Below are 13,424 nucleotides of genomic sequence, written 5' to 3'. Positions count from 1 at the left end.
AGTTTTTTTAAGGTTCGAGCAATTCGGACTACGGATTGGGGAAATAAACTCAGCATAAAAATCTCAGCGTTAATCCACATCATGGGCAAAGCGGTTATAGAGGAAGTCGAGTGCGTGGTTGCGCAGCTTGTAGTATTCTGGCGTGTCCATAATCCGGGTGCGATCGCGGGGGCGGCTGAACGGAATTTCCATAATTTCGCCAATGTTGGCAGCGGGTCCGTTAGTCATCATCACTAACCGATCGGCCAGGAATAGGGCTTCGTCGATGTCGTGGGTGATCATCAGCACCGTACAGCGATTATGGTTCCAGATCTTCAGCAGTTCTTCTTGTAGTTCCTCTTTGGTGATGGCGTCCAAGGCACCGAAGGGTTCATCCAGAATCAATACTTCAGGTCGAATTGCGAGGGCACGGGCAATGGCAACCCGCTGTTTCATCCCGCCCGAGATCTCCGGTGGTTTTTTCTCGACAGCATCGGCCAAACCCACCATTGCCAGGTGTTCTTTTACAATCTGGCTTTTCTCGGCTTTGGATTTTTCTGGGTACACGGCGTTGACACCCAAGTATACATTGTCAAATACGGTCATCCAAGGCAGCAACGCATAGCCTTGAAACACCACCATCCGGTCGGGACCAGGGCTTTGGATCGGTTGACCCTGTAAACGCACCTCGCCAATTGTCGGTCTAGAAAAACCGCTGACCATATTCAGTAATGTGGTTTTACCGCAACCAGAGTGACCGATGACGCAGATGAACTCGCCTTTCTGAACGGTCAAGTTGACGTTTTGCAGAACGGTATATTGATCACCTTTCGGTAAGTCATAGATCTTGGAAACGTTGTCAACGACTAAAAAAGGTTGCTGACTAGTAGACTGTGGGTACGTTTGAGTTTGAGTTGCAGTAGTCATTAAGGATTGCATGGTTAGAAGAGAATGAGGAATGGAAGCCAAGTTTTAAGTTTTGAGTTAGGAATAGTGACTGTAGAAGGGACAGGGGCGAAGTTTAGTTAAAAGCAGGTAAGATGCTCGCACTCGATCGACCCTTGAATAACTGAGAAACTCAAAACTCAGCACTCAAAATTTTTCACTTTAAGCAGAACGGGCAATGGGGGTACTTAGAGGCACTTCGGCCATGTAAATGTCGTGCTTGATCGCCAGACTATTGAGGTAGGCAATCGGATCATCGGCTGTGAAGGTGACTCCATCGAACAAATGGATCGGACCGCGACTGTAGGACAGTTCAGCCAATCCCAATTCACGAGCCGCGATTCGCACCTCTGACCCTAACAGCGCCACCAGTCAGTTCTTTATCACCCTCGATGCCACCCCATTTCTGGACGGCCAGTACGCCGCCTTTGGCAAAACAGAAGATATTACCGTGGTTCAAGCCATCCGGATTGGCGACAAAATTCTATCGGTAACCATCGAAGAATAAAGGCCGCATTTTTAAAAATCCAAACAGGACAAAAACAACGCGGATTGGGTGAATCAAGCTATCGCAAAAGAGGTGAAAGAATGGCAGATTGGCAGGAGATTACGGGCGGGGTCACGGCCCCCAAAGGCTATCGGGCAGCGGGGATTGCGGCTGGTCTTAAACCATCGGGTGCACCCGATCTAGCGCTGATTGTGTCGGATGTGGATGCGATTGCAGCGGGTGTATTCACCACCAGTCAAGTGAAGGCAGCCTGTGTAGATTACTGTCGCCAACGCTTACAAGCCAAATCAGTTGCGCGTGCCATTCTCTGTAATGCTGGACAGGCAAATGCGGCAACCGGAGCACAGGGTTGGGCCGATGCCAACGAAAGCGCCGAACTGCTGGCCCGCGAGTTGGGCATTTCTCCAGAGCTGGTGTTGGTGGCTTCAACGGGTGTCATCGGGCAGCGCATCAAGATGGACCAACTGCGGACGGGCATTCCCCAGCTGGTAGCCGCTGCTTCTCCAACCGGATCCGATGCTGCCGCCAAGGCGATCATTACTACCGATCTCGTCACCAAGTCCTTTGCGCTAGAAACCACAATGGATGGTCGCCCGGTGCGGATTGGTGGAATTTGTAAAGGGTCCGGCATGATCCATCCCAACATGGCGACGATGCTGGCCTTTGTCACCTGCGATGCGGCCATTTCCCCCCACCTCTGGCAGCAAATGGTGAGTCGCGCCGCCGATAAAAGCTTTAACCAAATCACCGTTGATGGCGATACCAGCACCAACGATTCGCTGATTGCGCTTGCTAATGGGGAATCCCGCACGCCGGCCATTACCGAACCCGGTCCAGAGGCCGATAAACTGGAAGCAATGCTGACCGAGGTTTGTATGGGGATGGCAAAGGCAATTGCCCGCGACGGCGAGGGAGCCACCTGCCTGCTAGAAATCCGCGTTTCTGGCACGAGCGATGATGCCGCGGCACGTCAAATTGCCCGCACAATTGCGGGTTCGGCCCTGTTTAAGGCTGCCGTGTTTGGACGAGATCCAAACTGGGTAAAACCATCCCTGATAAGGTTCAGGTTGAGGTCTACGAGATAAATTAGGAGTATCTCTCAATGCCCATAAGTGATCGGCAGGAATATAACGAACAGCCGCATTTATGTGGCGCGAAATTTGTTCCACGTAGTACTTCTCATTTAAAGAATTAGAAAAGTCAAAAACATTTGAGTAACAATAAAATGAGTTTTGCAATATCTTTCCAAGAATGCAAGCAATAGATCCTGAATCTAAACCTCCGCTTAAACGAACTCCTATAGAAAAAGGAGTAGATATACGCACTGAAACCGCTTGAAATAAAAGTTGGCGAAGTTTTTCTTCAATATTACTTCTATCTAAGGAATTGCTTTTCCAGTAGGTCCAGTACCTTTTTATTCTCTTTGTTCCCTCACTCAAATAGACAATGTGTGCTGGTGGAACAATATAAACTTGGTCATAAATAGTAATTGTTGGATCAACAGCAAATTCTTCATCACATATTCCAACTAAAAAGGTGCCTACATATTTTTTGTTTAAGCTCAAGCTTCCATTGCAAGCGGAAACTATTCTGAGAAGAAGATCTAATTCTTCTGTTATCAAAAACAATTCCTTTCCAAGATAATAGTAAAGTGGAGGTAATCCTGATCTACTACCCAAAAGTCTTATCTCTTTAGAAAATTTATCAATAATTAGTCCATTAAAATCCCCATAAGTGCAATTCAAAGCTTCAATAATAGCGTTATCTTCTGCACATGCTATTCTTTGCAGTATGGCAGTATTAAGTATTTTTTCATCTTGAGATTCTACATCATAAATATTTCCAGAGAAAGCCACTAACAAATTGTTTATCTCTCCACACTGACTAGGCTTAGAATAGAACAAACATTGCCAACTTCCATCTATATAGAAATCAGCTTTGTATTTGAATAAGTGTGAACATATATTATCTTGATCTAATATTCTTTCGGTTTGTTCAAGTTTTTCTAAAATTGAAGTTGCTACTAAAAACATAATTCCACCTTGTTAAGAAGGAGTTAAAATGAATTCGCACAATGCTATTCCTACAGCAATCTAAGCTCTCTCAAGGGAAGACATTTTAATAGACTGACAGAAAAGGTTAATATCTCCATAAGGATCAGGGTGATTTAAAAAGTGGGTCGCACAAGGATAAGTACTTAAAAATCGAAGGGTTTCTGCGACAATCACTTCCTGCATAGGTAGGATTTCAGCAAAATCGCTGAGGCTAAGTTTCTTCTGCTTATGGGAAACTACAAAACTGGCGGACCGAATATCGTCCTTGCCTGCCCCTTGAGAGCCGATTTCAATCCCTACATCGAAGCCGCCCGTCCCCGAAGTAAAGCTAGTCGATTGACCATCTAAATCTAAATTGGTTTTGGGCTTACCACCGCCTTTACTGCCACCACTGCCACCACCGTTCAGGTTGCCACCGCCGCCTAAGTCCAGAACTGAGTTCGCGTTCTTGACCACCTGCGTAATGTAGGATGGCCCTGTAATGTTCAGATCCGCTAGCAAAGATTCGTCTTTAATGTGAAAAAAGATGCCTCGCAAATCTGCAAAAAAGCCTTGCGAAATATCGACCTTAAATTGAACCGCTCCTTCTCCGGCGACTGTATCGTCTAGAGTGACGTTGAAATTGACCGGAGTTGAATCGTTAAAGCGTTCTAATTTTGATTGATCAAAGCTCAGGGAGGCTGCTTGTGCAGGTGAGATTGAACCTAGAACAGTGCTTCCAATCACCGAAAGGGAAAGGGATAGCAGTCCCGTTAACAAAGAAGTTTTCATCCTGATTGCCTCGGTTAAGAAACATACGTCATCCAACTAACATTCCCATCACGATGGTTCCTTTTCAGCCAAGATGTCAAATGTTTTACAGAGTTTTAGCTTTGAAATACTTTCTACGCGCAAATACTTACTAAATAAATTAGTAAGTAATTATTTATACTTAAACTTTTAGATTTAACTTCTTAAGCTGTTTAAGGAAAACTACTGGCGCTTGGCCGTCGCAAAAAGCTACATTCGTTCGGTTTAAACAGTTTTATAGTGAGGAAAGAATAGTACTCAACCAGGTAGGGAAGCCGCCATGTCAGACCTTAACGGCACCATCATGCAGGATTTTCATTGGTACAGTTCCAACGACGGCACCCACTGGCAAACCGTCAAGGACCGAGCCAAAGCGCTGGCCGAGGTGGGAATCACTGCGGTGTGGCTGCCGCCGGCCTGCAAAGGAAGTGCAGGAAGTTTCGATGTGGGCTATGGTCTCTACGATTTGTTTGATTTAGGAGAATTTGACCAGAAAGGCTCGGTGCGGACCAAGTACGGTACGCGAGAGCAATATTTAAGCGCCATTAAAGCCTTGCAGGCCGTTGGAATTGAAGTGTATGCTGATGTGGTGCTGAACCACAAAGATGGCGGCGGGACGGGGACGTACTCGATCTGAGCTCCCGGCGTCGCAGGAAAGCGAGTACCACAGCAAGACCGCTTCAGGAGAGTGATTGGATGCGCAGCCTTGCCATCACCGAGTTGGACGCCTTTGCGGCACTTCACTCCCGACTGTCGTGCTGTCCTTGCCGGCGGGGAGCGTTTGCCACGGCATGCTCCGGTCCGCGGAAGTCTCGACAGCCCTTCTCGGGTTTCCCTACACTCCATGTCCAAATCCGGAGCACTCTGACCGTGGGATCGCCGCAAGAGCTTAGCACCAAGTCACCATACGTCATGACGATCTCGCGTCTGACCGTGGACAAGCTCGGCGTCAAGCTGTATGACCGGGTTTCCGCCGTACTCGCCGAGTTGATCGCCAACTGCTACGACGCCGATGCTGAGTCGGTGATCGTCACCGCCCCGATGGACACTCTCCTCGCAGAGAAGAAGGGCGGGACGATCAAGGATAAGGGGCTGGAGATAGTGGTTGAAGACGATGGCTGCGGAATGTCCCCCGAGGAGGTCAACCCGTTCTACCTGCGCGTAGGAGCCGAGAGGCGCGCAGATCCCAAGCGCGGGGACGTGTCCAGGAAGTTCAAGCGGAAAGTCATGGGCCGGAAGGGTGTGGGCAAGCTCGCCCCGTTCGGCGTCTGCAAAATCGTCGAGATCATCAGCGCAGGGGGGCCTGTCGTTGACGGCGTCGATGCGAAAGGCCGGTCGGCGAAGGGCCACAGGGTTGCTCACTTCACCCTGGAGATGGAGAAGATCCAGCAGGACACCGATTCGGACTACCAACCCCCGCCCGGCCCCCTTGACGGAACGGTTCAGAAGAGATCGGGTACAAAGGTCATTCTGCGCGATTTTAACCATCGCCGCGTTCCCGACATGCCCGAACTCTCCCGGCAGCTCGCAGCTCGCTTCGGGGTTCAGTCCTCCAACTGGCAGATCACACTTCGGGACAGCAACAAGAAGCCCTCTCAGAAGGGCTACATGACAGTTGTGGGGGACTTGGATGTGGACACGATGCCGGCGAGTTTGCTGAGACTGGAGGACCCCAAGCCCAAGAAGGGGATCGTCCTCGGTCCGATCAACCTTCCAGATGGAAAGCCGCACGACAAACTGCGCGCTGGCTTCGAGCACGAGGGCAAGGCCTATCCCGTGACTGGCTGGATCGGCTATGCGAAGGTGCCGTACAAGGACGAGGAAAAAACTTCTCAACTTCACTTCACTGGCTTGATGGAACGCTTGTTGGAAGTTGGAACCATTTTGCTGGTCGGAGCCATGCTGCGGATTGAGCCAGTCTTTACCTACGGCGGACAAACCTTGCTGATCGCCGGAGCGCTGATTTTTCTGATTCGCCCGATTGCCACCTGGATTAGTACGATTGGCGACAACCTGCGCCCTACGACTAGGCTACTGTTTGGCTGGTTTGGGATTCGCGGCGTCGGTTCGCTCTACTACCTCACCTACGCTCTAAGCGAAGGTATTCCTGACGAAATTGCCTCACCCCTGAGCTGGATCACGTTCTTCACAGTCACTTTGTCGGTGATCATTCACGGCATTAGCGCCACGCCCCTGATGAACTGGTACGAGAAACGCTTTGGTCAGGAGAATCGGCTAGAACCGGAGACGTTAGAGGAAGAAGTAGATCGAGAAGCCGATATGGATCGATAAGAATTTCCATCAGCAGATCGCACTAGCTGTATAGTTATCCTGCATCTCACTCATAGGCAAAATGCGCTAAAATTTTAGAGGTAAAGCGCGATATTTGGCAACTACCAGGAGTCAGAATAGCAAAGATTGCTTGATTTTTTGAATTCACTGCTGGAATCGCACAGATTTGGAGTTTTTTGCAGGATATGACCTTTTCCCAGGAGCCAATACAGGAACGGATTGTCCCCACTGATCTACGCAACGAGATGTCCCGCTCCTACCTGGAATACGCCATGAGCGTGATTGTGGGTCGGGCATTGCCAGATGCTCGTGATGGTCTTAAGCCAGTTCACCGGCGTATTCTCTATGCTATGCATGAATTGGGCTTGATGCATGACCGTCCTTTCCGGAAATGCGCCCGTGTGGTCGGGGAAGTGCTGGGTAAATATCATCCCCACGGAGATACCGCCGTTTATGACGCGCTGGTCCGCATGGCCCAAGACTTCTCGATGCGCCATCCCTTAATCAATGGTCATGGTAACTTTGGCTCGATCGATAACGATCCACCTGCTGCAATGCGGTATACTGAGTGTCGTTTGCAGGCTCTCACCAACAACGCCCTTCTGCAAGATATCGAGTCCGACACAGTCGATTTCACCGACAACTTTGATGGCTCGCAGCAAGAGCCTCTGGTTCTACCCGCCCGTGTCCCGCAGCTTCTGCTAAACGGCTCTTCTGGAATTGCCGTCGGCATGGCTACATGCGGCTCTCGACGCCAAATACTTCTTGAACCATTGTTTCAGTCATGATGTTTGTTGGAATACCCTGAGCATATACACCACCGTTCTTCACAGCAATTAAGTGATCGGCATAGCGGCAAGCTTGATTCAAATCATGCAGCACCATGACAATCGTGCGGCCTTCGGTTTGATTTAATTCGTAGAGCAAATCTAGAATCTCAATTTGATGCGCCAGATCCAAAAACGTGGTTGGTTCATCCAGCAGCAGAATTGGCGTATTTTGGGCCAAGGTCATGGCAATCCAGGCTCGCTGTCGCTGTCCGCCAGAGAGGGTATCGAGGGGGCGATTGGCTAACTCAACCATGCTGGTGATGGCGAGGGCTTGCTCCAAAAACCGATCGTCTTCGGCAGACCACTGTTGCAGCCAGCTTTGGTGAGGATAGCGGCCTTGGGCCACCAGTTCGCGGACTGTCAACCCTTCGGGTGCAGTGGGGCTTTGGGGCAAAATTCCGAGTTGCTTGGCGACTTCCTTCGTAGAGAGCCGGAAGATGGAGGCGCTATCGAGATAGACCGTTCCCTTCAGCGGCTTCAGTAAGCGAGCTAGTCCCCGCAACAGGGTGGATTTGCCGCAGCCATTCGGGCCAACCAGTGCCGTAATCTGTCCGGCTGGAATCATTAAATCCAAATCGCGGATCACAATCGCCTTATCATAGGCCAGGGTGAGTTGACGAGTGGTTAGGGCGGGTTCAGTGGAAGATATCGTTACACTCATAGGATTAAGCATTGCGATTGGAATAGAGCAAATAGAGGAAATAGGGGGCACCAACGGCAGCCGTAATCACGCCGCAGGGCAGTTCGATCGGGGCAAACAGCGATCGGCCTAACAAACCGGCCAGGACAACAATCAATCCCCCCACCAAGGCCGCGACCGGCAGCAATCCTTCATGAGAAGCACCCACCAACTGCCGCGAAAGATGGGGAGCCATCAGGCCCACAAAACCGATCGTGCCCGCAGTGGCTACTGTTGCTCCAGCTAAGGCGACGCTGGTAATCAGCAACCATCCCCGCTGCCACTCCACTTTGCTGCCTAAGCCTTTGGCAATATCGTCTCCCAACGCTAACGTGTTCAAATCCCGCGACAGCAGAAAACTCAGCGGCAAAAACACCAGCAGCCACGGGAGTAACGCCTGAATATGCTCCCAGTTGCGTCCATATACGCTACCCGTTAGCCATTGATGCACATTGGCCAACACAGATCGTAGTTACATCGTTTTTGATGAACTGCATCGTGTCATAGATGGCCATACCGGCAGTGATCGATCCGCCGGGAGAGTTTATGTAAAGATTGATGTCCCGCTCTGGGTCTTCCGCTTCCAGGAAAAGCAATTGGGCAACGATCAAATTCGCTATCTGATCATCTATCGGAGTTCCGATAAATATAATGCTGTCTTTCAACAGCCGCGAATAAATATCAAACGCCCGCTCCCCACGAGACGTTTGCTCAACAACCATAGGAACAAGTGCCATAAATTCCTCAAGAAAATAAATATAGCTTAAGTAAAACTTGAACAGGGTACTGTTAAACCATTGAAAAATGGCCGATTGCAGATTCTACCCTGTTTTCAAAAAAATGCAAGCAAAAATGTTTGTCCATTTCAATACGAATCTAGCTGCCAGCCTCGGTCCCTGATGAGGTTTTGGCTGAAGCCTTTTTCGCAGTTGTTTTCCGGGTCCTCTTCGGCTTTTCTGTCTTTTCAACGGAGCCTGAGGCCGCTGACGGATCCTGAGCTGATTCGTCCACCCAAGGGCCGTCCGTTATCTTTGCCTTTTGAATGATCGATTCGATGGCCTTTCGTGTACGGAGATTGTTAGCGATAGCGCCATTGCCGCCCTGCCTTTCGAGCGACGCCTTTATTTCATCAGACGTCGTTCTATAAAGCTCCGCCATTTTGGTGATCTCTTCTTCAACCTCTGCGTCGGACACCTCGATCTTTTCAGCTTCAGCGATCTTATCTAATAGCATCGCTCCGCGAACATCGCGCTCTGCCTGAGTCCGCATCTGATGAAATGCGACCTGGACAAAATCATTCTCGACCTTCGAAAGATCTACGCCCCGTTGCTGAAGATCACGGGCGAAATCGTTCAGTAGATTTCGCGCCTGATTATTTATCAAGACCTCAGGCACCTCAAATTCGTTCTGTTCAAGCAATTTTGCGATCGCGTTATTTCTCAGCCGTGCATCGGCATCTGATTCGGCATAAGTTTCAAGATCCGCTCTCAATTTCTTCCGAAGGTCTGCAAGGGATTCATATCCCTCGTCAAGACTTCTGGCCCAGTCGTCATTCAATTCCGGCGTCTCAGATCGACCAACCGATTTGATCTTTGCCTTATAGTGCACAGTCTTTCCCGCAAGAGCCGACGAACTGAAATCCTCAGGATACAAACGCTGATCGTTGCGCCCAAACAGTTTGAGGCCACCACGATGTTTCTGGACGCGCAGATTGCCAGCACCGAGGTGATTGAACAACAAGATCGCAGAATTGGCTATATGCACCTCTGGTCCTATGCGGGCGATCAGTATCAGCAACAGCTAGAGGACGAGTTACTTTATGGGCGATTGAAGGATGTGGATGCTTTTGTTTTGGATTTACGCGGCGGCTGGGGAGGAGCCTCACCCACAGTGCTGAATTTCTTTACAGGCCGGGGACCGAGCGTTACCAATATTGTCCCCCGGCAAAACCTGCGGGCCACAACGCCATCGCACTGGAATAAGCCGGTTGTGATGCTGGTGAATGAAGAGAGCCGCAGTGCCAAGGAAATTCTCGCCTATGCGTTTCAGCAGTACAACATTGGCCCAGTTGTGGGTTCTAGAACCGCCGGTGCTGTAGTGGCCGGTCGTCCGTTTCTGATGCCGGATGGAAGCGCTCTGTATGTGGCAGTAGCAGATGTTTTATTGGATGGAACGCAACGGTTGGAAGGACGAGGCGTTAACCCTGATATCTCAGTTTCAGCTGTTCTCCCTTACGCGGCGGGAGCCGATCCCCAGAAAGAACAGGCACTTAAGACGGCGCTGCAAGCCAGTCAGTAGAAGCCTACGGGTTTTCTGCCAGACATTGCCCCAGTTTTTCCGCCAGCACTTGCACATGGGGGGATTGCAGCAAGGACAGATGATTTCCTGGCACCGAATGCAGTTGCACATCGTTCGCTAGGGACTGCCAACCAAGCATCGGATCGGACTGCAGTTTATCTACGGATTCAGCAGCTTTGAAGACAGTAATCCGGTGAGGGTAATACTGCGGCACATAGCGGTAGGCAGCTTGGGCATTGGCATAGAAAATTCGCAGCATTGGTACAATGGCAGACTCATCCAACAATCGGAGCCGAGATTGGGGAAGTAAACGAGTGATCGCCGCCCACTGCCAGCGAGACAGCCAGGCTTGGGGCTGCCAGCGTTGGGTGACAATGGCCCCGTAGTTCAGCAAAAACGGCAGACCTGACCAGAGGGCTGTGCCCAGCAGAAACTTCAGGCTTTGAGAAAACGAGGGTTGATAACAGGGGGCTGGAGTATCGAGGATAGCAAGCAAACCCACTGACTGACCGGCTTGGGTTAGCTGTTGCGCCATCTCAAAGGCAACCAGCCCTCCAAACGTTTACCCGATGGCACACTACCCGATCCACAGGTCATGACGCAGCGTACGGCCACCGGAAGTTGGCGAGTGGCAGCAGTGGATTTTCCTCCAGCCCAGGCGGTGCTTGCCATTAACCTTCAAGCCATTGATCAGGAAATGGCGGCGATTCGGAGTATTTTTGTGCTGGTGATTTCCGGTATTCTGTTACTGATTGCAGGCGGGGCTTGGGGATTATCTGGTAATGCACTGCATCCAATTCGCAAACTCACCAGCGCCATTCAACAGGTGACAGTCACTGGCCTCGATCAACGGGTGCCGATTGGTACTGGCGATCTCGAATTTGTTGAATTGATTCAAGTATTTAACCAAATGCTAGAGCGCCTAAGCCGCAGTTTTAAGCAAGCGTCTCGCTTTAGCGCCGATGCCGCCCATGAACTGAAAACGCCGTTGGCAATTTTGCAAGGAGAATTAGAGCATACGCTGCAACATACCGAACCCGGATCACCCATGCAGCAAAGCCTTAGTACCCTGCTGGATGAAGTCAGCCGTTTGAATAGCATTGTGCGCAAACTGCTGTTGCTATCGCTAGCCGATGCGGGCCAAATCAGCCTACACAAAGTTGAAGTCAATTTATCTACTCTACTGACAGTGATCGTGGAAGACATCGAACTGTCAGCGCCCCATCTCGAAGTTCAAACCCACCTGCCCGCCGACCTAGCTGTTTGGGGCGATCTGGATTTATTGACGCAACTGCTGCAAAACCTGATAAGCAACGCGATTAAATACAATCTCGCCAACGGCTGGATTCGGATTGCAGGCCACCAGCAGGGAACTAATGTTCAGATTACGATCACGAATGCTTCAAGGCCGATTCCCCTACCCGATCGCGAGCGCATTTTTGATCGCTTCTATCGCGGCGATCCGGCCCGTACTCGCAAGGTGGAAGGCATTGGCCTAGGTCTCAGCCTATCGCGGGAAATCGCCCGTGCCCACAGCGGCGATCTCACTCTAGATCCAACCCCTCCCGGCCAAACGAGGTTTACGCTTGTGTTGCCTGGACGGGTGGAAGCTTCAGACACAATCACCCCAAGCAAAAATCTTTGAATTTACAACTGAGCATCTACAACTGAGCATCTAAGTAGGTGAGCATAATTAAACATAAAACCCAAAACCCTGCGCGGGCGGCGCAGGGTTTAAATCTGGTTTTTAATTATGCCGAGGTACTTACACAACATTTCGACAAAATATGCCGCCAGGGATGAATTCGGGCTTGGTCCGGCGTCAAATCTCCTGACTTCATGGCGCGAGCCACCCAGGTATGGTCTTCGGTAATTTGATGCAGTTTGGCTCCCCGCAATCGATAGAGCCGCGAATCGCCAATGTGGGCGCACCAGGGCTGATCATCTCGAAACATCACAGCTACAGCCGTCGTGCCCATATCGGCCCGCTCTGGGTGTTTGCTTTGGTCTTGCAAAATCTCGACGTTGGCCTTCAAAAAGGCGTTCTCTAGCAGCAACTGGGACGGTTCGTCTGAGTCCCAATGTTCGTTGAGATAGGTTTGAATGGCCTGCGTTGCGATGCGGCTAGCTTCCTGACCCCCTGCATGTCCGCCCATGCCGTCCGCCACGATAAAGAATCGACCCTTGGGATCGATAAAATAGTCATCTTGATTTACTGCGCGGAGAAGTCCCGGATCGGTCAGACCCGTGAATAAACGTTTCATAGCATGACCCTGGCATCGCAGATGGGGGTGATGTTAAAACATCCGATCCGCTCGATCAAGGCGAATCAGCAGCCGAATAAAAGCAATCGCTGAGATTAAAGCAGCTATAGCCGCCAGTATAGCTAACCAGATGTATTGATTCACCAATAAGATTGTGGCAGATAAGGTGAATGTCCCGATCAACAGGGTGTAGTTTGTCCCCATGTTGACCCCACTGATTCGGCGCAGAACGCGATCGGTTTCGGTGGACCGCACCCGGACTCGAATATCGCCTCGCTCCAGCTTATCTAGCGTATCTTCAATTCGACGAGGCAGTCCTAGGGCAGTAGTGCTGACCTGCGCCGCCTGCCGGCCAATTTCACCTAGCAATCCTTCCGAAATACTATTGCGTGAGCCATTGCCATTGGTCATAAGCTGCATTGCAAACGGTCTTGCAACCTCCATAAAGTTAAATTCTGGATCTAAGCCTTTGCCGACCCCTTCTAGGGTAGAGAAGGCCCGCATCACAAAGGTAAATGTAGCCGGGAAACGAAACGGCTGATCAAACGCAATTTCGTAGAGATCATCGCTAATCGCCGCGACGGATTGCTCCTCAAACGGCTTATCCATAAAGTGATCGAGCATGTACTGCACTGAGCGCCGTACCGGCCCCATATCGTTGGCAGGAGCTAAAGCACCCAGGTCAACCAGCGAAGCTACCACCTGTTCGGAATCCTTCCAGCGTTATGAGTTAGAACAAAGGTTATATCTGATTTAGAATCCTCCTAAATTGGAGGATTTTTTTGT

The 13,424-nt window shown here is 50.4% G+C and carries 16 protein-coding genes and 3 pseudogenes; 7 read left to right on the top strand and 12 right to left on the bottom strand.

The window, feature by feature from the left end; translation table 11 throughout:
- Positions 1-69: 69 nt before the first annotated feature.
- Both JVX88_RS34080 and JVX88_RS34075 read right to left on the bottom strand, forming a co-directional pair.
- Positions 70-918, bottom strand: coding sequence for a nitrate ABC transporter ATP-binding protein (locus JVX88_RS34080; protein ID WP_211623163.1), 849 nt, complete (start codon positions 916-918; stop codon positions 70-72).
- Positions 919-1,086: 168 nt separating this feature from the next.
- Positions 1,087-1,272, bottom strand: a complete 186-nt coding sequence (locus JVX88_RS34075; RefSeq protein ID WP_211629116.1) for a hypothetical protein — start codon at positions 1,270-1,272, stop codon at positions 1,087-1,089.
- Here JVX88_RS34075 and JVX88_RS34070 point away from each other — a divergent pair.
- Positions 1,265-1,432, top strand: coding sequence for a peptidylprolyl isomerase (locus JVX88_RS34070; protein WP_211629020.1), 168 nt, complete (start codon positions 1,265-1,267; stop codon positions 1,430-1,432). The genes JVX88_RS34075 and JVX88_RS34070 overlap by 8 nt on opposite strands.
- An 80-nt stretch (positions 1,433-1,512) precedes the next feature.
- Positions 1,513-2,517, top strand: coding sequence for a bifunctional ornithine acetyltransferase/N-acetylglutamate synthase (argJ, locus tag JVX88_RS34065; RefSeq protein WP_317134546.1), 1,005 nt, complete (start codon positions 1,513-1,515; stop codon positions 2,515-2,517).
- 63 nt (positions 2,518-2,580) lie between these two features.
- On the opposite strand, the pseudogene JVX88_RS34060 reads toward argJ, so the two are convergent.
- Together JVX88_RS34060 and JVX88_RS34055 are read right to left on the bottom strand one after the other, a co-directional pair.
- Positions 2,581-3,465, bottom strand: a pseudogene (locus JVX88_RS34060) (asparagine synthase-related protein); the annotation flags it as partial.
- A 60-nt stretch (positions 3,466-3,525) separates the two neighbouring features.
- The gene (locus tag JVX88_RS34055) at positions 3,526-4,257 is read right to left on the bottom strand and encodes a hypothetical protein (protein ID WP_211623159.1); all 732 of its coding nucleotides are present in this window, start codon (positions 4,255-4,257) and stop codon (positions 3,526-3,528) included.
- Between the two features lie 298 nt (positions 4,258-4,555).
- Between JVX88_RS34055 and JVX88_RS34050 the strand changes: the two genes are divergently transcribed.
- Complete coding sequence (locus tag JVX88_RS34050; RefSeq protein ID WP_211623156.1) at positions 4,556-4,912, top strand: alpha-amylase family glycosyl hydrolase; 357 nt, start codon at positions 4,556-4,558, stop codon at positions 4,910-4,912.
- Positions 4,913-5,015: 103 nt separating this feature from the next.
- On the opposite strand, the gene JVX88_RS34045 is transcribed toward JVX88_RS34050, so the two are convergent.
- A complete protein-coding gene (locus JVX88_RS34045; RefSeq protein WP_211623154.1) occupies positions 5,016-5,189 on the bottom strand; it encodes a hypothetical protein in 174 nt (57 codons plus the stop codon).
- Between JVX88_RS34045 and JVX88_RS34040 the strand changes: the two genes are divergently transcribed.
- Together JVX88_RS34040 and JVX88_RS34035 are read left to right on the top strand one after the other, a co-directional pair.
- Positions 5,188-6,567, top strand: coding sequence for an ATP-binding protein (locus JVX88_RS34040; RefSeq protein WP_211623151.1), 1,380 nt, complete (start codon positions 5,188-5,190; stop codon positions 6,565-6,567). The genes JVX88_RS34045 and JVX88_RS34040 overlap by 2 nt on opposite strands.
- 185 nt (positions 6,568-6,752) lie before the next feature.
- A pseudogene (locus JVX88_RS34035) lies at positions 6,753-7,307 on the top strand (DNA gyrase subunit A); the annotation flags it as partial.
- On the opposite strand, the gene JVX88_RS34030 reads toward JVX88_RS34035, so the two are convergent.
- The 4 genes and pseudogenes from JVX88_RS34030 to JVX88_RS34015 all read right to left on the bottom strand — a co-directional run bounded on the left by JVX88_RS34030 (position 7,303) and on the right by JVX88_RS34015 (position 9,684).
- A complete protein-coding gene (locus JVX88_RS34030; protein WP_211623149.1) occupies positions 7,303-8,058 on the bottom strand; it encodes an ABC transporter ATP-binding protein in 756 nt (251 codons plus the stop codon). The pseudogene JVX88_RS34035 and the gene JVX88_RS34030 overlap by 5 nt on opposite strands.
- Before the next feature lie 4 nt (positions 8,059-8,062).
- Positions 8,063-8,527, bottom strand: coding sequence for a FecCD family ABC transporter permease (locus tag JVX88_RS34025; RefSeq protein ID WP_263975386.1), 465 nt, complete (start codon positions 8,525-8,527; stop codon positions 8,063-8,065).
- A pseudogene (locus tag JVX88_RS34020) lies at positions 8,517-8,813 on the bottom strand (ATP-dependent Clp protease proteolytic subunit); the annotation flags it as partial. The pseudogene JVX88_RS34020 and the gene JVX88_RS34025, both read right to left, overlap by 11 nt.
- A 139-nt stretch (positions 8,814-8,952) precedes the next feature.
- Positions 8,953-9,684, bottom strand: coding sequence for a hypothetical protein (locus JVX88_RS34015; RefSeq protein WP_211623144.1), 732 nt, complete (start codon positions 9,682-9,684; stop codon positions 8,953-8,955).
- On the opposite strand from JVX88_RS34015, the gene JVX88_RS34010 reads away from it, so the two are divergent.
- A complete protein-coding gene (locus JVX88_RS34010) occupies positions 9,679-10,374 on the top strand; it encodes a S41 family peptidase (protein WP_263975385.1) in 696 nt (231 codons plus the stop codon). The genes JVX88_RS34015 and JVX88_RS34010 overlap by 6 nt on opposite strands.
- 4 nt (positions 10,375-10,378) lie before the next feature.
- Here the strand turns inward: JVX88_RS34010 and JVX88_RS34005 are convergent, their stop codons facing one another.
- Positions 10,379-10,909 (bottom strand): hypothetical protein, encoded by a 531-nt coding sequence (locus JVX88_RS34005; RefSeq protein WP_211623142.1) that lies wholly within the window; start codon positions 10,907-10,909, stop codon positions 10,379-10,381.
- Here JVX88_RS34005 and JVX88_RS34000 point away from each other — a divergent pair.
- Positions 10,901-12,019, top strand: a complete 1,119-nt coding sequence (locus tag JVX88_RS34000; protein ID WP_263975384.1) for an ATP-binding protein — start codon at positions 10,901-10,903, stop codon at positions 12,017-12,019. The two genes, JVX88_RS34005 and JVX88_RS34000, sit on opposite strands and share 9 nt — an antisense overlap.
- Positions 12,020-12,125: 106 nt before the next feature.
- Here the strand turns inward: JVX88_RS34000 and JVX88_RS33995 are convergent, their stop codons facing one another.
- Both JVX88_RS33995 and JVX88_RS33990 read right to left on the bottom strand, forming a co-directional pair.
- The gene (locus JVX88_RS33995) at positions 12,126-12,638 is read right to left on the bottom strand and encodes a PP2C family protein-serine/threonine phosphatase (protein WP_211623140.1); all 513 of its coding nucleotides are present in this window, start codon (positions 12,636-12,638) and stop codon (positions 12,126-12,128) included.
- Positions 12,639-12,671: 33 nt separating this feature from the next.
- Positions 12,672-13,340, bottom strand: a complete 669-nt coding sequence (locus tag JVX88_RS33990; protein WP_317134545.1) for a hypothetical protein — start codon at positions 13,338-13,340, stop codon at positions 12,672-12,674.
- Positions 13,341-13,424: the final 84 nt, after the last annotated feature.

The sequence above is a fragment of the Leptolyngbya sp. 7M genome (assembly GCF_018128485.1).
The sequence above is the reverse complement of the archived record's forward strand: the minus strand, read 5'-3'. Positions and strand labels throughout refer to the sequence as shown.